This is a genomic window from Curtobacterium sp. AB451, assembly GCF_050585845.1.
Taxonomy (GTDB): domain Bacteria; phylum Actinomycetota; class Actinomycetes; order Actinomycetales; family Microbacteriaceae; genus Curtobacterium.
In genome coordinates, this window is sequence record NZ_JBOBQG010000003.1 from 329,306 (window position 1) to 350,027 (window position 20,722).

The following is a 20,722-nucleotide window of genomic DNA, read 5'->3' on the forward strand; positions in this document are numbered from 1 at the left end:
GCGCGTCCGCCTCGCCCGTCACCTCGGGTGCCGGTCGGGTCACGAGCGCGCTGCCGCCGCCGCCCGGCGGAGGTCCGCGATGCGCTCGGCCGGCTCGCCGCCGTAGACCGCCGAGCCCGCCACGAGCGTGTCGGCACCGCTCCGCACCGCCTCGGGGACGGTGTCCACCGCGATGCCGCCGTCGACCTCGAGCCAGACGTCGAGCCCCGAGGCGTCCACGGCCGCGCGGGCATCGGCGAGCTTCGGCATCACCCCGGGCATGAAGGACTGCCCGCCGAAGCCGGGCTCGACCGTCATGAGCAGGATCATGTCGTAGGCGTCGAGGTGGTGGAGCACCTGGGTGATCGGCGTGCCGGGCTTCACGGCGACGGCGGCACGGGCACCGTTCGACCGGATGGCCGCGGCGGTCGCCACGGGGTCGGACGCGGCCTCGAAGTGGAACGTGACGCTCGACGCACCCGTCTCGGCGTACTTCGGGGCCTCGGTGTCGGCGTCCGTGATCATGAGGTGGACGTCGAGCGGCACCGGCGAGACCTGCTGCAGGCGCTGCACGATCGGCAGGCCCAGCGTGAGGTTCGGCACGAAGTGGTTGTCCATCACGTCGACGTGCACCATGTCGGCGGTCTCGATGCGGTGGAGCTCGCGCTCGAGGTTCGCGAAGTCGGCGGACAGGATGCTCGGCGAGATGCGGATCGTCACCCGCCAACCCTACCGGCGCCCCTCACCGCCAGAGATCGGAGGAACGCCAGTCGGCCGGGGCACCGGTCTGCGAGAACGGAACCACCTCGACCGCCGGGTAGGTCGACAGGACGCGGGTCACGAGCCGGGAGGGACCGATGCCGCTGGCCGCACGCAGGTACTGCACGAGGGTGAGCTGACCGAACGTCCGGTTCATCGCCGACGCCGCCCGGTCGAGTGCGACGTGCGTCCCCACGCGCGGGAGACGGGGCTTCGGGAAGACCCGGTTGAACACGCGCCCGTGGTGGGCGCACGCGTTGCGGAGCACGTTGAGCGCGCGCAGCCACGAGAGCAACTGCGGCGGACGGAGCGCGAACACCTCGGCGATCTCGCGCTGCACGAGTTCCGGCGTGAACGAGAACAGGCGGGTGAGGCTGCCCCAGTCCATGACCTCGACCGCGGCCCACACGGGGAGCGTGCCACCGTAGGCGGCGCGGTGGTGCTCGACGAAGTCCTCTCGCGACCGCTCGACCTCGCTCTGGTGCCGGCGACGCCACCGTTCGTACTGGTCGCCGGAACGGGCCAGCGCGCCGAGGAGTTCCGGGTGGAGGTGCGCACAGGGGTCGAGCCGCCCGAGCGCGTGTCCGAGCGACGACCGGACCATGAGCTCGACCGGTGCGAGCGCGTCGAACACGGTGGTCCGCAGGCGCTCGTCGAACTCGTAGAGTGCCACGACGTCGACCAGGCGAGCGCCCTCGACGAACCGATCGGATCGGCGTCCGTCCACGATGGCGCGGAACGGGTACCAGTAGCCGCTCAGGCGGTAGTAGCTGACCCTGCGCAGCTGCTCGACGGCGCCGTCCGTGTCGTCGATCTCCATCCCACGGGACGTGAGGAGCTCGATCTGCTCCCGGTACGAGCGGAACTCCTTGACCCCGGACACGTCACCCCATCGCGCAAAGGAAGAGGACCGGCCCTGGACCTGCTTGCGCAGGCGGAACCGGTCTTGTGCAGCCAACATATCACACCGACTGCCGTCTGCGACCGGCGTCAGGCGACGCGGCGGAACAGCGCGATGAACATCGCGTCCGTGCCGATGCGGTGCGGCCAGAGCTGCACCGTGTTCCCGTCCGCCACGCGCGGGTCCCGAGCGGCCACGGACCGAACCACCGACGCGGTGTCGAGCTGCTCGAGCTCCCCACCGTGCCGGGCCATCAGCGCGTCGACCTGGCCGCGCGTCTCCGCCAGGTGCGGCGAGCACGTCACGTACGCCAGGGTCCCGCCGGGCGCGAGCACCCGGACCGCGGCGTCGAGGAGCTCCGCCTGCAGCGCGGCGAGCTCCGGGACGTCCTCGGGCTGCTTGCGCCACCGGGCCTCCGGACGACGGCGGAGGGCGCCGAGTCCGGTGCAGGGTGCGTCGAGCAGGATGCGGTCGAACGTGACGCCGGAGCCGTCGCGGCCGAAGCGCCGTCCGTCGCCCTCGACCACGGTCACGTTGTCGCCGGCACCGGCGAGGGCCTTCCGCACGAGTCCGGCACGCGCCGGGACGAGCTCGTTGGCGACGAGGGTCGCGCCGCCCTCGGCTGCCTCGGCAGCGAGCAGCGCCGCCTTGCCGCCGGGTCCGGCGCACAGGTCGAGCCACCGCTCCCCCGGCCGGATCGCCGACGACCGGCTCAGGGCGAGCGCGGCGAGCTGCGAGCCCTCGTCCTGCACGCGGAGCCGTCCGGCTGCCACGGCCGGTACCCGGGCGGGGTCGCCGGCGAGACCGCGGATCCCGACCGGCGAGACCGGCAGGTCCGCCTCGGGGTCCGTGGGCGGTCCGGGAGGCGCGACCCGCGTCACGTCGTCGGCTCCGGTCGTCGGGGCGGTCGGCTCGGTCGGCTCGGTCGGCTCGGTCGACGCGTCGGGCCCGTCGGACCCGGTCCGGTCCTCGGTCGCAGCGCGCCGCTCGGCAGGATCCGCCCGCTCGGCGTGCTCAACGTGCTCGGCTGGCTCGACGTGCTCGGCCGCCGCGGTCGCGATGTGGGAATGTGCCGCGGCGACGTCCTCGTCGGTGGCCAGCCCGGGGAGCGCGGCGAGCTGCACCCGAGGCGCGGCGTTGTCGGCCGCCAGGAGCGCCGCGAGCTCGTCCCGCGAGCGTTCGGCCGCCAGGGCGTCCCGCAGCGCCGACACCACCCACGTGGGGTGCGACCACCGGGTGGCGAGCAGTGCGTCCCCGCCGCGGCCCGCCGTGATGAGCGCGTCCCACTCGTCGTCGGTGCGTGCCGCGACCTTGCGCAGCACAGCGTTGACGAAGCCGGTGGCGCGACGGGCACCGACCTCGCGGGCGAGCTCGACCGTGGCGTCCACGGCGGCGTGCGTCGGGGTGCGCATCGCGAGCAGCTGGTGGGCACCGAGCCGGAGCACGTCGAGCACGTCGGACTCGACGTTGTCGATGCGGCGGCCGGAGGCGAGGGCGATGATCGCGTCGTAGCGGCCGAGCATCCGGATCGACCCGTACGTCAGCTCGGTGGCGAACCCGGCGTCCCGCGCGGAGAGCCCGGCGCGGCGGATCCGGGTCGGCAGCAGGAGGTTGGCGTAGGCGTCGTCGACCTGCACCGCCCGCAGGACGTCGAAGGCGACACGACGGGCGCTCGTCCGCCGCGGCCCGTGGTGCCGGCGCTGGCCGGTGCTCGCGGCGCTCATGCCAGGACCTTCCCGTCGAGGGAGCCGAGGCCCCGGGCCCACGCCGCGGCGTCCATGGCCTGCTTGCCGGCGGGCTGCACCTCGGTGAGCACGAGCGGCTCGTCGGCGGTCCCGACGAGCAGCCGACCGCCCTGGACGCCGAGCACACCGGGGGCGAGCGACGGGGCGGGGTCTGCCGCGCCTCCTGGCAGGCGGGTGCTGCGGAGGAGCTTGACGCGGGTCTCGCCGAGGTGGGCGTACGCGCCGGGCTCGGGCGTGACGCCGCGCAGGCGTGCGTGCACGACCGCGGCGGAGGCGGCGAAGTCGATGCGGCCGTCCTCGATGGTCAGCTTCGGGGCGAGGGTGGGATCGCCGGTCTGCTCCACGGCGACCGCGGTGCCCGCGGCGAGGCCGTCGACGACACGGGCGACGGTCTCGGCACCGGTCTCGGCCATCGCGGCGAGGACCTCGCCGGAGGTCGCCTCGGGGTCGATGTCGAACGGGTCGCTGGCGTAGACCGGACCGGCGTCGAGCGCCTCGACGAGCTGGAACACCGTCGCGGCGGTGCGGGTGTCGCCGGCCATCACCGCACGCTGGACGGGAGCGGCGCCGCGGTACCGCGGCAGGTCCGAGAAGTGCAGGTTCACCCAGCCGAGCCGCGGAGCGTCGAGCGCCGGACGTCGGAGCAGGGCGCCGTAGGCCACGATCACGCCGAGGTCGACGTCGAGGGCGGCGATCCGCGCCGTGACCTCGTCGTCGACGCGGACGGCCTCGATGACGGGGAGGCCGAGGTCCTCGGCTGCCTGGGCGACGGGCGTGGGCGTGAGGACGCGCTTCCGGCCCTGCGGGGTCGCCGGACGGGTGAGCACGGCGGCGATCTCGTGCTCGGACACCGCGAGGCGGCGGAGGGTGGGGACGGCCGCAGCGGGGCTGCCGGCGACGACGAGACGCATGGGTTCGATCCTCCCATGCCCGCGGCTGCCGGACGCGCCGGGCGGCGGGCCGGTAGGTTCGGCGGCACGGCTCACCAGGAGGTCCCATGTCCGACGTCACCACGTCCACCAACCGCTACGCGGGCTCGTCGATCCAGGCGATCGCGCTCGTCGTCGGGATCGTCTTCCTGCTCGTCGGGATCGCCGGGTTCGTCCCCGGGCTGACGACGGGCGACCTCGGTGGCGCCGGACACGGCTCGATGGCGATGCTGCTCGGGCTGTTCCAGGTGTCGGTGCTGCACAACGTCGTGCACCTGCTGTTCGGGGTCGTCGGCCTGCTGGCGGCCCGGTACGCGACCGGATCGCGCATGTACCTCGTGATCGGCGGGGTCGTCTACTTCGTGCTCTGGGTCTACGGGCTGTTCACCGCCGGCCACGACTTCGGGGCGAACTTCGTGCCGCTGAACTGGGCGGACAACTGGCTGCACCTCGTCCTCGCGATCGGGATGGTGGCGCTCGGCGTGGTCTTCCCGCGCGAGCGCCCCCGGCCCGTCAGCGCGGCCTGACCGAGCCGTCGGCTCCGGCCCGTCAGCGCGTCCCGACCGCCCCGTCGTCGGCCCCGGCCGTCTCGCGCGCCGCGACGAAGGCCGCGACGCACCGGTCGACCTGATCCTCGGTGTGCGCTGCCGAGAGCTGCACCCGGATCCGCGCGCGGCCCTTCGGCACCACGGGGTAGCTGAACGCGGTCACGTAGATCCCCTGTGCCTGCATCTGGTCGGCGACCCGCGCGGTCAGGGCGGCGTCGTGGAACATCACCGGGACGATCGGGTGCTCCCCCGGCAGCAGCTCGAACCCGGCGTCGGTCATGCGCGACCGGAACCGCGCCGCGTTCGCCCGCAGCCGTTCACGGGCGTCGTCCGACCGTTCGATGAGGTCGAGGGCCGCGACCGTCCCCGCGGCGATCACCGGGGCGAGCGAGTTCGAGAACAGGTAGGGGCGCGAGCGCTGACGCAGCAGGTCGACGATCTCCCGCCGACTCGCGACGTACCCGCCGGACGCGCCCCCGAGGGCCTTGCCGAACGTGCCCGTGTACACGTCGACCCGGTCGGCGACGCCGCAGAGTTCGGGTGTGCCGCGGCCGTGCTCGCCGACGAACCCGACGGCGTGCGAGTCGTCGACGATGACGAGCGCGTCGTACCGGTCGGCGAGGTCGCAGATCGCGGCGAGCGGGGCGATCGAGCCGTCCATGGAGAACACCCCGTCGGTGACGATCGCGCGGAACCGGGCGTCCCCGGCGGCGACGAGCTACGCCTCGAGGTCCTGCACGTCGCGGTTCCGGTAGCGGAACCGCTGCGCCTTCGACAGCCGGACGCCGTCGATGATCGACGCGTGGTTCAGCTCGTCCGAGATGATCGCGTCCTCCGCGCCGAGGAGCACCTCGAAGAGGCCGCCGTTCGCGTCGAAGCACGACGAGTACAGGATCGTCGCCTCGGTCCCGAGGAACGCCGAGACGCGGCGCTCCAGGTCGAGGTGGAGGTCCTGCGTGCCGCAGATGAACCGAACGCTCGCCATGCCGTAGCCCCACCGGTCGAGGGCGTCCTTCGCCGCGTCGACGAGGTGGGTGGAGTCGGCGAGCCCGAGGTAGTTGTTCGCGCAGAAGTTCAGCAGCGGCGCACCGTCCGCCTCGATCGCCGCACGCTGCGGTCCGGCGATGCCCCGCTCGCGCTTCGTGAGCCCGGCGGACTCGATGCCCGCCAGCTCGGCCGCCAGGTGGTCCTTGATCGCGCCGTACATCAGATCTCCGTCCAGTCGATGACGACCTTGCCGCCGTCCGCGCTCGCCGCCGCGGCGAACGCTGCCTCCCAGTCACGCGCCGCGAAGCGCCCCGAGACGATCGAGGCGATGCGGTCGCGCAGCACCGCGCTCGTCTGCAGCATCGAGCTCATGGTCTGCCACGTCTCGAACATCTCGCGGCCGTAGATGCCCTTCACCGTGAGCATGTGGGTCACGACCTTGCCCCAGTCGACCGCGATCTGGCCGGTCGGCAGGCCGAGCATCGCGACCCGTCCGCCGTGGTTCATGTTGTCGACCATCGCGGGCAGCGCACGCGGCGCCCCGGACATCTCGAAGCCGACGTCGAAGCCCTCGCGCATGCCGAGCCGCTCCTGCGCGACGCGGATCGGGTCGCCATCGGTGCCGACGTCGACGCCGAGGTCGGCACCCATCGCCGATGCCATCGCCAACCGGTTCGCGCTGACGTCGGTGCCGACCACGAACCGCGCGCCGGCGTGCCGTGCGACGGCGATCGCCATCAGGCCGATCGGGCCGCACCCGGTGACCAGCACGTCCTCGCCGACGACCGGGAACGCGAGCGCCGTGTGCACCGCGTTGCCGAGCGGGTCGAACAGGGCGCCCACCTCGGGGTCGACGTCGGCGTGGTGGACCCACACGTTCGCTCCGGGCAGCGTCAGGTACTCCGCGAAGGCGCCGTCTCGCTGCACGCCGAGGCCCTTCGTGCGGATGCACATCTGACGGCGTCCGGCCCGGCAGTTCCGGCAGGTGCCGCACACGATGTGCCCCTCGCCGGAGACCCGGTCCCCCACCGCGACGTCGCGCACGGCGGCGCCGACCTCGACCACCTCGCCGAAGAACTCGTGGCCGGGGACGAGCGGGGCCGTGACCGCCGAGGCCGCCCAGTCGTCCCACCGCCGGATGTGCAGGTCGGTCCCGCAGATCCCGGTCCGGAGCACCCGGATGAGGACCTCGTCCTCGGTGGGGACCGGCACCGGCCGCTCGGTCATGATCAGTCCCGGAGCAGCGTCCGGCTTGTAGAGCGCCCGCATCGGCGTCACCTCGTCACTTCGTCGTGCGTGTGATGTGTTCGACGGTGGTTCGTGGCCACCGTCGTCCAGCCTGGCACAGGTCGAGCGGGCAGGGTGGCCGACTCGGAACGACGAGACCGCTGTCGTACGACGTCGACGATGTCGCTCCCTGCAGACGCCGGCATTCGCGACACGGAACGAGCGACGGCACCGCTGTCGTACGACGTCGACGATGTCGCTCCTTGCAGACGCCGGCAGTCGCGACACGGAACGAGCGACGAGACCGCTGTCGTACGACGTCGACGATGTCGTTCGACGTCGGCCGCCACCCCACGACGACCCCTCGTCAGACCTCGCTGAAGGGCTCCGCGTCGTCGAGCCGCACCCGCAACGCCGGCGCCGCCCGTCGTCGGTTCCCCCCGGGGAGCACCCGCCGGGTGGACGCGCGCCGGATCACCTCGGCCTTGAGGGTCGCCGCGACCTCGGCACCGTGCGCGTACGGGAAGCGCACGATCGCACGCACGGCACCCGGAGCCGCATCGTCCTCGACGGGCACCGGACCGAGCACCGGGCCGACCGTGAGGCCGTCGAGCGCCTCGACCGCGGCCGTGACCGCCTCGTCCGTGCCGGTCAGCGTCGCGACCCTGACGGCGGGCGGGAAGTGCAGCTCCCGGCGGTCGGCGAGCTCGTCGTGCGCCGGCTGGTCGAGCCGCCACAGCGCCATGGCCGTCGCGAGCTTCCCTCCGATGCCGACGAGGTAGGCCTCGGCGCCCGGCGCTCCCTTGGCGGCGGCGTTCGTCCAGAAGCGCAGCACGTCCTCCTGCACGCGGAGCCCTTCGCGCGCGAGCATGCGCTCCCCGTCGAGCAGGAGCACGCACGCGTACCCGCCCGGGACGCTCGGCTCGGCACCGCGCGTGGCGACCACGACCGAGGGGCGCGCCGGGACCTCGTCGAGCGGACGGGACCCGTCGGCGACCACGATGCGGGTGCCGGGGAACGCCCGGCCGAGCTCGTCCGCGGTGCGCTGCGCCCCCTGGCCGACCGGCTTCACGGTGCCGTTGCCGCACGTCGGGCACCGGAACCCGACGGCCAGCGCACCGCAGAACCGGCACTGCGGCGTCGCTCCGCGGTGCGGGCTGCCGAGCGGTCCGCCGCAGATCCGGCAGTGCGCCCGCTCCCCGCACTCGGCGCACACCAGCCCCGTCCCGAAGCCGGGACTGGCGACCTGCACGAGGACGGCGCCGTGCTGGCTCGCCTCGCGGGCGGCTCGCCAAGCAGAGCTCGGGATGCGGGCCTCGGCCGCGAAGCCCTCGGCCCCGGTCTGCTGCACGGTCGGGATGACCTTGGGTGTCCGGACGCGGTGCGGTGCGACCTCCTGCAGCCAGTGCAGCTCGACGAGGCGCTGGACGTCGGTGCTCCGCGCGTGCGAGACGAACAGGAGCGCCGCACCGGACTGCGCGGCCCGGACCAGGGCGACGTCGCGGGTGTGCACGTAGGGCGCCCGGGGTTCGGTGAAGGAGGCGTCGCCGTCGTCCCACATCGCGATGAGCCCGAGCTCGGTCGCAGGCGCGTACACCGCCGTACGGTTGCCGATCGCGACCACCGCGTGCGTGCGGGCCTGCAGCAGCGACTTCGCGCGCTGCCCGTTCGTCTGCTTGGCGTCGAACCGGACGACCCGCTCCGGCGGCAGCACCGCGAGGAGCGCGCGCTCGAGGTCGATGACGTCGCGGAAGTCCGGTACGGCGATCACCGCAGACTGCTCGGTGGCGAGCGTGTGCGCCGCCGCCTGGGCGAGCGTCGCGGCCCAGCCGGGGACCCAGACGGGCGCGTCCTGGTCACCGAGCGCGACGGGGTGGGGGACGGCGGAGACCGCAGCCCGACCGTGGTCGGCGACCAGCGCCTCCAGGACGCCCTCGGCGTAGTCCGTGACCGGCGGTGGCGTCACCGCCGGCGGCGACCAGGTGGTGTCGCGGGCCAGCCAGGCCTTCTCGGCACGGACCTGGCGCGTCGGCACGGCGAGCCGGAGCACGTCCGACGCGACCCCGGCGGCACGGTCGGCCACAGCCCGTGCGAGCGACCAGATCTCCGGCGCGAGGACGGGCACCGGGGAGACGACCGTCTCGATGGCACTGAGTTCGCCCGGGTACTCGCCCTCGGTGACGATCTCGACGACGTACCCGTCGGACATCCGCGCCCCGGTGCGCAGCGGCACCTTGACGCGAACCCCCGGCACGCAGTCGTCCTCGAACTCGGCCGGCACCCGGTAGTCGAACAGTCGGTCCAACTGCGGGAGCGGCGAGTCGAGGACGACGCGCGCGACGGTGGTCACGCGGAGCCTCAGACGGTTGCGGCGACGAGTCCTGCGGCGACGCGGAGTTCCTCGACGCGGTCGAGCTGCTCCCAGGTGAACCCGGGGAGCTCGCGGCCGAAGTGACCGTACGTCGCGGTCTGCGCGTAGATCGGGCGGAGCAGGTCGAGGTCACGGATGACCGCGGCCGGACGGAGGTCGAAGACCCGCAGGATCGCGGCCTCGATCGTGGCGTCGTCGACGTGCCCGGTGCCGAACGACTCGACGTAGAGCCCGACGGGCTTCGCGCGGCCGATCGCGTACGCGACCTGCACCTCGAGGCGGTCAGCGAGGCCCGCGGCGACCGCGTTCTTCGCGACCCAGCGCAGGGCGTAGGCAGCCGAGCGGTCGACCTTCGACGGGTCCTTGCCGCTGAACGCGCCGCCACCGTGCCGGGAAGCGCCGCCGTAGGTGTCGACGATGACCTTGCGACCGGTCAGGCCGGCGTCGCCCTGGGGGCCACCGATCTCGAAGCGGCCGGTCGGGTTCACGATCACGTCGACGTGCGACGAGTCGAGGTCGACCTGGTCGAGCACCGGACGGATCACGTGTTCGGTGATCGCAGCGGTGAGTTCGTCGAGCGTCACGGACGGCGCGTGCTGGGTGGACAGGACCACGGTCTCGACGGTCTTCGGCACCACGCCGTCGTAGCCGACGGTGACCTGGGTCTTGCCGTCCGGGCGCAGGAACGTCAGCTCGCCGGACTTGCGGACGGCTGCGAGCCGCTCGGCCAGGCGGTGCGCGAGCCAGATCGCGACGGGCATGTACTCGGGCGTCTCGTTCGTCGCGAAGCCGAACATGATGCCCTGGTCACCGGCACCCTGGCGGTCGAGCGGGTCGACACCGGCGCCGGAGCGCGTGTCGAGCGACTCGTCCACACCCTGGGCGATGTCCGGCGACTGCGCGCCGATCGACACCTCGACACCGCAGGTGCGACCGTCGAAGGACACCTCGGACGAGTTGTACCCGATGCCCGTGATGACGTCACGGACGAGCTTCGGGATCTCGACGTAGCCGGAGGTCGTGACCTCGCCGGCGACGTGCACGAGCCCGGTCGTGACCATGGTCTCCACCGCGACGCGAGCGTGCGGGTCGACGGTCAACAGCGCGTCGAGGATCGTGTCCGAGATCTGGTCGCAGATCTTGTCGGGGTGCCCCTCCGTCACCGACTCGGACGTGAAGAGGCGCAGGCTGCTGCTCGTCACCGCGATCAGTCGGTGGGCTGCTGCTGCTTGGTGACGGTGAGCTTGTCCTCGTTGATCTCGTGCAGCGCGACGGACAGCGGCTTGTCGTCGATCGTCGAGTCGACCAGCGGGCCGACGTTGTCGAACAGGGACCCCTCGTGGAGGTCGGCGTAGTAGTCGTTGATCTGCCGCGCACGCTTCGAGGCGAAGATGACGAGCGCGTACTTCGACTCCACCTTGGCGAGCAGGTCGTCGATGGGCGGGTCGATGATGCCCTGGGGGTTGGCCATGGTGTCTCCAGTCGACGGGTCGGGGGGTCGCCCGGCTAGGGCGCAGTGAACAAGTCTACGACCTCGCGCGCCGCGGTGCCGACATCGGAGTTCACGATGCGCACGTCGAACTCGTCCTGGGCGGCGAGTTCGACCTTGGCGGTGTCGAGTCGGCGGGCCTGTTCCTCGGCGGATTCGGTGCCGCGGCCGATCAGTCGGCGGACGAGTTCCTCCCACGACGGGGGCAGCAGGAAGACGAGGACCGCCTCGGGCATGGCGTCCCGGACCTGGCGCGCGCCCTGCAGGTCGATCTCGAGCATGACCTTCTCGCCGGCGTCGAGCGCGCGGTCGATCGGCGGCCGGGGTGTGCCGTACCGGTACGAGTTGTGGACGGTGGCCCACTCGAGGAGTTCGCGGTCGCGGATCATCCGGTCGAACTCGGCGTCGTCGACGAAGTAGTAGTGCACGCCGTCGACCTCGCCCGGACGAGGCTTGCGGGTCGTCGCCGACACGCTCAGGGTGACGTCCGGGTACTGCTCGCGGATGTGGGCGCTGACCGTGCCCTTGCCGACCGCGGTGGGGCCGGCGAGGACGACGAGCTTCGAGGTGCCGCGCCTCCGACCACGGGCGGCGAGCCAGTCGGCGAGCTCGGAGCGCTGCCGGGTGCCGAGCCCGCCGAGGCGCTTCGAGGGGGCGATCCGCAGTTCGCCCATGATCGACTCCGCCCGGGCGGGGCCGATGCCGGCGAGGCTCGTCAGCAGGTCGCGGACCCGGAGCGACTTCTCGGCCGGGGCGTCGCCGTCCGACCAGGCGGTGCGGGCCACCTCGAGCGCGGAGCGCTCCCCCGAGGCGACCGCGGCCTTGACGGCGGCGCGGGCACGACGTGCGGCCACGGCGGCGGCAGCCGCGGCGACCCGGTCGACCTCCGGCGGGTTCCGGTGTGCGGGCAGGTCGTCGCGGTCCGTCGTCATGCGGCGGCCCCCAGCGCGGCACGGATCCGGTCCGCACGGTCGGCCACGAGAGCGGCGACGCCGTCGGGACCGTCGGTGAGCAGGCCGCGCGACTCGCTGACGAGGACCTGCTCGGCGCGGGCGCCGTACAGCGCGCGGAGGTCCTCGATGCGGGCGCCCTGGGCACCGAAGCCCGGTGCGAGGATCGGCGAGGTGCCGATCGTGTCCGCGTCGATGCCGAAGTCGTCGAGGTCGAGGGTCGCGCCGAGCACGAGCCCGACGTCGCCGAGGGGCTGGTCGCCGCCTCTCCGGTTGTCGTCTGCCACGTCCAAGACGATACCGGCAGCGACACTCCGCCCCGAACGCGGACCCTCGGCGAGCACCGCGGTCTGCAGCACGCGCGCCTCGGGGTTGCTCGTGGCGGCGAGCACGAAGACGCCCGCACCGTTCCGACGTGCGACGTCCACCGTGCCGGTCAGCGAGCCGTAGCCGAGGTACGGCGAGACCGTCATCGCGTCGGCGGCGAAGGGTCCGTCGCGGTCCAGCCACGCGAGTGCGTAGTCGTCCCCCGTCGACCCGATGTCGCCGCGCTTGACGTCCGCGACGACCAGGAGGCCCGCATCGCGTGCCCGACGGATCGTCGCGTCGAGCGCGCGGTAGCCCGCCACCCCCGCGGCCTCGAAGAACGCGATCTGCGGCTTCACGATCGCGGCGCGGCCGGCGGCCGCGTCGACCAGGATGGCCCCGAACCGGGTCAGGCCCTGCTCGTCGCGGCCGAGCCCCCACGCCGCCAGGGTGGCGGCGTGGGGGTCGATGCCGACGCAGAGGGCGGAACGCGACCCGATGGCGGACGCGAGCCGGACGCCGAAGGAGGCCGCGCCTCCCGGATCGGTCGTGGCGCTCACCAGGTGGCGCGCTCGAGGGCGTAGTCCTGCAGGCTCCGCACGCTGTGCGGCGACCCGATCGTCTCGATCGCCGCGACCGCGGCCCCGAGCTGCGCGATCGTCGTGAACAGCGGCTTGTCCGCCGCGACCGTCGCCGCACGGATCTCATACCCGTCCGCACGACCGGCGGCACCCGACGGCGTGTTGATGACGATGTCGACCTCGTTGCGGGCCAGCAGGTCGACGACGCTCTCGCCGCCCTCGCTGAACTTGCCCACGAGCGTGACCTCGATGCCGTTGCGGCGCAGGATCTCCGCCGTGCCCTCGGTCGCGGTGATCGTGAAACCGAGCTGCTGCAGCCGGTGCACCGGGAGCACGATGGCGCGCTTGTCGGTGTCGGCGACGCTCACGAACACGGTGCCGCTCGTCGGGAGTCCGCCGTACGCGGCCTCCTGCGACTTGAGGAACGCACGCGGGAAGTCGCGGTCGATGCCCATGACCTCGCCGGTGGAGCGCATCTCGGGGCTGAGCACCGAGTCGACGACCTGGCCGTCGTGGGTGCGGAACCGGCGGAAGGGCAGCACGGCCTCCTTCACGGCGATCGGGGACTGGATCGGCACGAACGCGCCGTCACGGGCGGGCAGGAGCCCCTCGGCGACGAGCGTGTCGATCGCCGTGCCGGTCATGATCCGCGAAGCCGCCTTGGCCAGCGGGATGCCGAGCGCCTTCGAGACGAAGGGCACCGTGCGGCTGGCGCGCGGGTTCGCCTCGAGCACGTAGAGGACCCCGGCACCGATGGCGAACTGCACGTTGAGCAGGCCCTGGACGCCGATGCCGCGCGCGATCTTCTCGGTCGCGTCGACGACACCCTGGATCTCGGCACGGCCGAGGCCCACCGGCGGCAGGGTGCAGGCGGAGTCGCCGGAGTGGATGCCGGCCTCTTCGAGGTGCTCCATGATCCCGCCGATGTAGAGCCGCTCGCCGTCGAAGAGCGCGTCGACGTCGATCTCCACCGCGTCGTCGAGGAAGCGGTCGACCAGCAGCGGGAGCTCCGGGCCGATGATCGCCTGGTCGGCCATCCGGTCGAAGTAGTCCGCGAGCGACGGGGAGTCGTACAGGATCTCCATGCCGCGGCCGCCGAGCACGAAGGACGGGCGGACGAGGACGGGGTAGCCGATCTCCTCGGCCACCGCGGTCGCGCTGGCGAGGTCGTGGGCGGTGCCGTTCCGCGGCGCGAGGAGGCCCGCGGCGTCGAGGATCGCGGAGAACTGGCCGCGCTCCTCAGCGGAGTCGATCGCGCTCGGGCTGGTGCCGAGGATCGGGATCCCCGCCGCCTCGAGCGGCTTCGCCAGGCCCAGGGCCGTCTGGCCGCCGAGCTGCACGACCACGCCGACCAGCTCGCCGGACGCGGCCTCGGCCTCGATGACCTCGAGGACGTCCTCGGTGGTGAGCGGCTCGAAGTACAGCCGGTCCGAGGTGTCGTAGTCGGTCGAGACCGTCTCGGGGTTGCAGTTGATCATGATCGTCTCGAACCCGGCGGCGCTCAGCGCGAAGGACGCGTGCACGCAGGAGTAGTCGAACTCGACGCCCTGCCCGATGCGGTTCGGACCGGAACCGAGGATGACGACCTTCTTGCGGTCGCTCGGGGCGACCTCGGTCTCGGCGTCGTACGACGAGTAGTGGTACGGCGTGAGGGCGGGGAACTCACCGGCGCAGGTGTCGACGGTCTTGAAGACCGGGCGGATGCCCAACGCCTGGCGGGCGTCGCGCGCGTCCTGCTCGGTGACGATCTGGTCGCCGGTGCTCCGGAGCGAGGCGATCTGGGCGTCGCTGAAGCCGTGCTCCTTCGCCCAGCGCAGGGTGTCAGCGTCGAGGGTCTCGGCGGCCCGGACCTCGTCGGCAACCTCGTTGATGAGCACGATCTGGTCGATGAACCACGGGTCGATCTTCGTGGCCTCGAACACCTCGGCAGCGGTGGCGCCGGCGACGAGCGCCTGCTGCACGGTGACGATGCGACCGTCGGTCGGGATCGCCGACTTCGCGAGCAGGGCGTCCTTGTCGAGCTCCGCCGCCGGGGTGTCCCAGTGGAAGGACGATCCGCGCTTCTCGAGCGAGCGGAGCGACTTCTGCAGGGCGGTGGCGTAGTTGCGGCCGATCGCCATCGCCTCGCCGACGCTCTTCATCGTCGTGGTCAGGGTGGCGTCCGCCGCGGGGAACTTCTCGAACGCGAACCGCGGGGTCTTCACGACCACGTAGTCGAGCGTCGGCTCGAAGCTCGCCGGCGTGACGCGGGTGATGTCGTTCTCGATCTCGTCGAGGCGGTACCCGATGGCGAGCTTCGCGGCGATCTTCGCGATCGGGAAGCCGGTGGCCTTCGACGCGAGCGCCGACGAACGGGAGACGCGGGGGTTCATCTCGATGACGATGACGCGGCCGTTCGACGGGTCGACGGCGAACTGGATGTTGCAGCCACCGGTGTCGACACCGACACGACGGATGATGTCGATGCCGATGTTCCGCATGTTCTGGTACTCGCGGTCGGTCAGCGTCAGCGCGGGCGCGACGGTGATCGAGTCGCCGGTGTGGACACCCACCGGGTCGACGTTCTCGATCGAGCAGATCACGACGGTGTTGTCGTAGTTGTCCCGCATCAGCTCGAGCTCGTACTCCTTCCACCCGAGGATCGACTCCTCGAGCAGGACCTCGGTCGTGGGGCTCGACTGCAGGCCGTCACCGACGAAGCGGACGAGCTCCTCCTCGTTGTAGGCGAAGCCCGAGCCGAGACCACCCATCGTGAAGGACGGGCGGACGACGAGCGGGTAGCCGAGGTCGGCCGCGTACTCCTTCGCCTCCTCCAGCGTGTGCGCGATGTGGCTGCGGGCGACGTCGGCGCCGGACTCGAGGACGAGTTCCTTGAAGAGCTGGCGGTCCTCGCCGCGCTGGATGGCGTCGACCTTCGCACCGATGAGCTCCACGCCGTGCTTCTCGAGGATCCCTGCCTTGTCGAGGGAGATCGCCGCGTTCAGCGCCGTCTGCCCACCGAGGGTCGGCAGGACCGCGTCGGGCTTCTCGATGCGGATGATCTCCTCGAGCGAGGCGTCGGTGATCGGCTCGATGTACGTCGCGTCGGCGAAGTCCGGGTCGGTCATGATCGTCGCCGGGTTCGGGTTGACGAGGATGACACGGACGCCCTCGGCACGGAGGACGCGGCACGCCTGGGTGCCGGAGTAGTCGAACTCGGCGGCCTGGCCGATGACGATCGGGCCGGAGCCGATGACGAGGACGGAGTTGATGTCTTGGCGCTTCGGCATCAGTTGCTGCTTTCGTTCGTCGCACCCGACGCGTGCGTCGGGTCTGCTGCGGGGGTCGTGGCGTCGGCGGTCGCCGCGTCGAGCGGCGTCCCGTCACGACGCGCGCGCACCAGGTCCGCGAACCGGTCGAAGAGGTACATCGAGTCGTGCGGGCCGGCCGCCGCCTCGGGGTGGTACTGCACGCTGAACGCGGGCACGTCGAGCGCGCGGAGGCCCTCGACGACCTGGTCGTTCAGGGAGTAGTGGGAGACCTCGACCCGGCCGAACCCGGCCGGCGACTCGATGACCTCGCCGAGGGGCGCGTCGACCGCGAAGCCGTGGTTCTGGCTCGTGATCTCGACCTTGCCGGTCGTCGTGTCGAGCACCGGCTGGTTGATGCCGCGGTGGCCGAAGGGGAGCTTGTACGTGCCGAACCCGAGGGCGCGACCGAGCAGCTGGTTGCCGAAGCAGATGCCGAAGAACGGTCGTCCGGTCCTCAGGCTCTCCTGCAGCAGCGCCACCTGGGCGTCGCTCGCGGCGGGGTCGCCCGGGCCGTTCGAGTAGAAGAGCGCGTCCGGGGCGAGCGCCTCGAGCGCGGCGGCGTCGATGTCCTGCGGCACGACGTGCACCTCGAACCCGCGCTGGGCGAGATAGCGGGTGGTCGATGCCTTGACGCCGAGGTCGAGCACGGCCAGCCGGCCGATCTGCTCGCCGACCGCGGGGACCACGTAGGTCTCGGGCGTCGAGACGATCGACGAGAAGCTCGCACCCTCCATCGCTGCCTGCGACCGGACCGCGTCCAGCTGCTCGTCGGCGGTCAGCGCCGCGTCGGCACCGCTGAACACGCCGCCCTTCATGGCGCCGGCGTCGCGGATCCGGCGGGTGAGCGCCCGGGTGTCGATGCCCGAGATCCCGACGATGCCGTCACGCACCAGGTGCTCGTCGAGCGTCGCGTTCGCGCGGTGGTTCGAAACGATGCGGCTGGGGTCGCGCACGACGTAGCCGGCGACCCAGATGCGACGGGACTCGGGGTCCTCGTCGTTCACCCCGGTGTTGCCGATGTGCGGTGCGGTCTGCACCACGATCTGACCGGCGTAGGAGGGGTCGGTGAGCGTCTCCTGGTACCCGGTCATGCCGGTCGCGAAGACCACCTCGCCGAGCGTGCGCCCGCGGGCGCCGTAGGCCCAGCCGTCGTACCGGGTGCCGTCCTCGAGGACCAGTACGGCCCGTTCGCGTGTCATCAGTTCGTCCCTTCGCCCGCGGTGTGCGGGTGTTCGTGCTTCGTCGACAGTCCCTGCAGGGCGGCCAGTACTGCGCCGTCGCCCTCCGGGAACCGGAAGTAGGTGTCGAGGTCCGTCGCACCTGCGGCGCCGGTCGCCGTCCATCGCAGACGGACCAGTCCCCCGGGCTCGACCACGCGGTCGATGGCCCACGTGGCGCGGTCGGCGCCGCGGACGGCGTCGGCCGCGATCCACCGGTCGGTGGTCCCGGCGTGGTGCAGCACCACACCGGTCTCGTGGACGGTCACGCCGCCACGGCCCCGGAACCCCAGGCCGCCGGCCGTGATCCGCTCGAGCGGTTCGTCGGCGCGGGTCGTCGCGACGGTGAAGCCGTCCCACGACCCGGCCGCCGGTCCGATGTCGGCCGGCACGGGGACGGGAGGCACGGATCCCGCCTGCGCGCGCGCACGCGTCCGCCAGGTGCGCGCCATCGCGACGAACAGCAGGGCCACGAGGGCGAGGATCACCGCGCCCTCGAGCCAGCGCAGGGCGTCGCCGCTCACCGGGACGTCCCGATCCGCGCGGACCGGGCGTGCGCGGCCACGGTCTCGGCGTCGACGAGCTGCCCGTCCGTGACGGTGGGGTACCCCTGGTGGAAGGTCGCCACGACCCGTCCGGGGAGCCGCATGCCGAGGTACGGCGAGTTCTGCGACTGCCCGGCGAGGTCCCCGATGGCGAAGTCCCGGCTGACCGACGGGTCGTAGAGGGTGATCTCGGCGGGTGCCCCCTCGGCGATCCGCTGCCCCTGGCCCTCGACCTGGCCGATCCGGGCGGGCGCCTCGGACAGGACCCGGGCCAGGTCGGCCCAGTCGAGTCGACCGTCGTCGACCACGGCGGCCTGCACGACGCTCAGCGCGGACTCGAGGCCGACCATGCCGTTCGCCGCCGCCGGCCACTCGCAGCACTTCGCCTCGGCCGTGTGCGGTGCGTGGTCGGTCGCGACGATGTCGATCGTGCCGTCGGCCAGCGCGTCGCGGAGCGCGTCCACGTCCTCGCGGGAGCGGAGCGGCGGGTTGACCTTGTACCGGGCGTCGTACCCGGGGGCGCCGTCGCGGCCGGCGATGAGGTCCTCGGTCAGCACCAGGTGGTGCGGCGTGACCTCGGCCGTGACGTCGATGCCGCGCGACTTCGCCCAGCGGATGACCTCGACGCTGCCGGCGGTCGAGACGTGGCACACGTGCAGCCGTGCGCCGACGTGGTCGGCGAGCAGGACGTCGCGGGCGATGATCGCCTCTTCCGCGACGGCCGGCCACCCGGCGAGCCCGAGCTCCGACGACAGCCGGCCCTCGTTCATCTGGGCGCCGATCGTCAGCCGGGGTTCCTGCGCGTGCTGGGCGAGCACGCCGCCGAAGCCCTTGATGTACTCGAGCGCCCGGCGCATGAGGAGCGGGTCGGACACGCACGAGCCGTCGTCCGAGAAGACCCGGACCCGCGCCCGGCTCGTCGCCATCGCGCCGATCTCGGACAGGTGGGTGCCCTGCAGCCCCTGCGAGACCGCGCCGATCGGGCGGACCGTGACGTAGCCGGCGTCGTCGCCCAGCGCCTGCACCTGCTCGACGACGCCGGCGGTGTCGGCCACCGGCGAGGAGTTCGCCATCGCGTTGACGGCGGTGAACCCGCCCGCCGCGGCGGCACGCGAGCCGGTCAGGACCGTCTCGGACTCCTCGAAGCCGGGCTCGCGCAGGTGGGTGTGCAGGTCCACGAGGCCGGGCAGGGCGATCAGACCGTCGGCGTCCGTGACCGTGGCGCCGTCGGCGTCGAGACCGGAGCCGACCGCGGTGATGCGCGTCCCCTGCAGACGGATGTCGGCACGCGTGCCGTCGACCAGCTGCGCGCCGCGGATGAGGTGGGCGGTCATGCGATGGTCTCCTTCGGTGCTGCGGTCGGTTCGGACCCGGTCAGGGCGAGGTAGAGCACGGCCATCCGGACCGACACGCCGTTCTCGACCTGCTCGACCACCGTCGAGCGGGGGTCGTCGGCGGCGACGCCGGCGATCTCGAGCCCGCGGTTCATCGGGCCGGGGTGCATGATCAGCGTGCGCTCGGCCAGCCGCGCGAACCGGCTCGCGGTGAGGCCCCAGTGCCGGGTGTACTCGCGCGGGTTCGGGAAGAACGCGTCGTTCATCCGCTCCTGCTGGATCCGGAGGGTCATCACGACGTCCGGGTCCTCGGCGAGGGCGACGTCGAGGTCGTGGTGGACGGCGGCACCGAACGGTGTCGTCGTCGCGGGCAGCAGCGTGGGCGGCGCCGCGAACGTGACGGTGGCACCGAGTGTGCGCAGCAGCCAGGCGTTGCTCCGGGCGACCCGGCTGTGCAGGACGTCACCGACGATGAGCACGCGGATGCCGTCCAGGCCCTGGCCACGGCTGCCGGCACCGTGCAGGCGCCGACGCATCGTGAACGCGTCGAGCAGCGCCTGGGTGGGGTGCTCGTGCGTGCCGTCGCCGGCGTTGACGACCGGCACGTCGATCCAGTCGGCGTCGGCGAGGACCCGCGGCGCGCCGGAGGCGCCGTGGCGCATGACGATGCCGTCGATACCCATCGCGCCGAGGGTCTGCACGGTGTCCTTGAGCGACTCGCCCTTCGAGACGCTCGACCCCTTCGCGGCGAAGTTGAGGACGTCGGCGGAGAGACGCTTCGCGGCGGCCTCGAAGGAGATCCGGGTGCGCGTCGAGTCCTCGAAGAAGAGGTTCACGACGGTCTTGCCGCGCAGCGCGGGGAGCTTGCGGACCTCGCGGGAGTTGACCTCGGCCATCTCCTCGGCGACGTCGAGGATGTGGATCGCCTCGGCGCGGGAGAGGTCGGCGGTGGAGAGGAGGTGCTTCACGCCGCACCCCCGTCGCCCTGCTCGATGACGACCTCGTCGCTGCCGTCGGTCTCGGTCAGCCGGAGCGTCACCCGTTCGTCGGACGCCGTCGGCAGGTTCTTGCCGACGTGGTCCGCGCGGATCGGCAGCTCGCGGTGGCCGCGGTCGACGAGCACCGCGAGCCGGACGGCCCGCGGACGCCCGATGCCCTGCAGCGCGTCGAGCGCCGCCCGGACGGTCCGACCGGAGTAGAGCACGTCGTCGACGAGCACGACGACCCTGCCGTCGATGCCGGTCGTCGGGATCGTCGTGCGGTGCGGTGCGCGACCGATGCCGTGCCCGAGGTCGTCCCGGTGCATCGTGACGTCGAGGGTCCCGACGCGCTGACCGCCCGCCGGACCCCACTCGGGGTCGATGTCGGCCAGGACGCGGTCGAGCCGCTCGGCCAGGACGGCACCCCGTGTCGGGATGCCCAGGAGCACGAGCTCCGAGGCGCCGTGGTTGGCCTCGAGGATCTCGTGCGCGATGCGTGTCAGAGCACGCGTGATGTCGGGCTGCTGCAGGACCGTTCTGGTGCCCACGCCGACCTCCTTCCCCGCCTCACCGGACGGCATTAA

Annotated in this window: 17 protein-coding genes and 1 pseudogene; 1 reads left to right on the top strand and 17 read right to left on the bottom strand. The window is 72.6% G+C overall.

The window, feature by feature from the left end; all coding sequences use genetic code 11:
- Positions 1-39: 39 nt before the first annotated feature.
- From rpe to fmt, 4 genes are all read right to left on the bottom strand, one after another.
- Positions 40-699: a ribulose-phosphate 3-epimerase gene (rpe, locus tag ACQXVK_RS08545; protein ID WP_022906701.1), complete on the bottom strand. Its 660-nt coding sequence runs from the start codon at positions 697-699 to the stop codon at positions 40-42.
- Positions 700-721: 22 nt separating this feature from the next.
- Positions 722-1,621 carry an Abi family protein gene (locus tag ACQXVK_RS08550; protein ID WP_430853274.1) on the bottom strand — a complete coding sequence of 300 codons (900 nt, stop codon included), beginning with the start codon at positions 1,619-1,621 and terminating at the stop codon, positions 722-724.
- A 107-nt stretch (positions 1,622-1,728) separates the two neighbouring features.
- Positions 1,729-3,363, bottom strand: a complete 1,635-nt coding sequence (locus ACQXVK_RS08555; RefSeq protein WP_430853275.1) for an RsmB/NOP family class I SAM-dependent RNA methyltransferase — start codon at positions 3,361-3,363, stop codon at positions 1,729-1,731.
- Positions 3,360-4,295: a methionyl-tRNA formyltransferase gene (gene fmt / locus ACQXVK_RS08560; protein WP_430853276.1), complete on the bottom strand. Its 936-nt coding sequence runs from the start codon at positions 4,293-4,295 to the stop codon at positions 3,360-3,362. The genes ACQXVK_RS08555 and fmt overlap by 4 nt, the downstream gene beginning before the upstream one ends.
- A gap of 86 nt (positions 4,296-4,381) precedes the next feature.
- Here fmt and ACQXVK_RS08565 point away from each other — a divergent pair, with 86 nt between their 5' ends.
- On the top strand, positions 4,382-4,840 hold the full coding sequence (locus ACQXVK_RS08565; protein WP_430853277.1) for a DUF4383 domain-containing protein: 459 nt from the start codon (positions 4,382-4,384) through the stop codon (positions 4,838-4,840).
- A 22-nt stretch (positions 4,841-4,862) separates the two neighbouring features.
- On the opposite strand, the pseudogene ACQXVK_RS08570 reads toward ACQXVK_RS08565, so the two are convergent.
- From ACQXVK_RS08570 to pyrR, 13 genes and pseudogenes are all read right to left on the bottom strand, one after another.
- Positions 4,863-6,068, bottom strand: a pseudogene (locus ACQXVK_RS08570) (glycine C-acetyltransferase).
- The gene (gene tdh / locus ACQXVK_RS08575; RefSeq protein WP_430853278.1) at positions 6,068-7,117 is read right to left on the bottom strand and encodes an L-threonine 3-dehydrogenase; all 1,050 of its coding nucleotides are present in this window, start codon (positions 7,115-7,117) and stop codon (positions 6,068-6,070) included. The pseudogene ACQXVK_RS08570 and the gene tdh overlap by 1 nt, the downstream one beginning before the upstream one ends.
- A gap of 325 nt (positions 7,118-7,442) precedes the next feature.
- Positions 7,443-9,425: a primosomal protein N' gene (locus tag ACQXVK_RS08580; protein WP_430853279.1), complete on the bottom strand. Its 1,983-nt coding sequence runs from the start codon at positions 9,423-9,425 to the stop codon at positions 7,443-7,445.
- Between the two features lie 8 nt (positions 9,426-9,433).
- The gene (metK, locus tag ACQXVK_RS08585) at positions 9,434-10,648 is read right to left on the bottom strand and encodes a methionine adenosyltransferase (protein ID WP_430853280.1); all 1,215 of its coding nucleotides are present in this window, start codon (positions 10,646-10,648) and stop codon (positions 9,434-9,436) included.
- Positions 10,649-10,653: 5 nt separating this feature from the next.
- Complete coding sequence (gene rpoZ / locus ACQXVK_RS08590; RefSeq protein WP_022906709.1) at positions 10,654-10,917, bottom strand: DNA-directed RNA polymerase subunit omega; 264 nt, start codon at positions 10,915-10,917, stop codon at positions 10,654-10,656.
- A gap of 35 nt (positions 10,918-10,952) precedes the next feature.
- Entirely contained in the window at positions 10,953-11,867 is a 915-nt protein-coding gene (gmk, locus tag ACQXVK_RS08595) for a guanylate kinase (RefSeq protein ID WP_430853281.1), read from the bottom strand.
- Positions 11,864-12,751 carry an orotidine-5'-phosphate decarboxylase gene (pyrF, locus tag ACQXVK_RS08600; protein WP_022906714.1) on the bottom strand — a complete coding sequence of 296 codons (888 nt, stop codon included), beginning with the start codon at positions 12,749-12,751 and terminating at the stop codon, positions 11,864-11,866. Before pyrF ends, gmk begins: the two co-directional genes overlap by 4 nt.
- Entirely contained in the window at positions 12,748-16,041 is a 3,294-nt protein-coding gene (carB, locus tag ACQXVK_RS08605; protein ID WP_430853282.1) for a carbamoyl-phosphate synthase large subunit, read from the bottom strand. The genes pyrF and carB overlap by 4 nt, the downstream gene beginning before the upstream one ends.
- On the bottom strand, positions 16,041-17,261 hold the full coding sequence (gene carA, locus ACQXVK_RS08610) for a glutamine-hydrolyzing carbamoyl-phosphate synthase small subunit (protein WP_430853283.1): 1,221 nt from the start codon (positions 17,259-17,261) through the stop codon (positions 16,041-16,043). Before carA ends, carB begins: the two co-directional genes overlap by 1 nt.
- Positions 17,261-17,803 (bottom strand): hypothetical protein, encoded by a 543-nt coding sequence (locus tag ACQXVK_RS08615; RefSeq protein ID WP_402263209.1) that lies wholly within the window; start codon positions 17,801-17,803, stop codon positions 17,261-17,263. The genes carA and ACQXVK_RS08615 overlap by 1 nt, the downstream gene beginning before the upstream one ends.
- Positions 17,800-19,158, bottom strand: coding sequence for a dihydroorotase (locus ACQXVK_RS08620; protein WP_430853284.1), 1,359 nt, complete (start codon positions 19,156-19,158; stop codon positions 17,800-17,802). The genes ACQXVK_RS08615 and ACQXVK_RS08620 overlap by 4 nt, the downstream gene beginning before the upstream one ends.
- On the bottom strand, positions 19,155-20,126 hold the full coding sequence (locus ACQXVK_RS08625; RefSeq protein ID WP_430853285.1) for an aspartate carbamoyltransferase catalytic subunit: 972 nt from the start codon (positions 20,124-20,126) through the stop codon (positions 19,155-19,157). Before ACQXVK_RS08625 ends, ACQXVK_RS08620 begins: the two co-directional genes overlap by 4 nt.
- Entirely contained in the window at positions 20,123-20,719 is a 597-nt protein-coding gene (gene pyrR / locus ACQXVK_RS08630) for a bifunctional pyr operon transcriptional regulator/uracil phosphoribosyltransferase PyrR (protein WP_402263217.1), read from the bottom strand. The genes ACQXVK_RS08625 and pyrR overlap by 4 nt, the downstream gene beginning before the upstream one ends.
- Between the last annotated feature and the right edge of the window lie 3 nt (positions 20,720-20,722).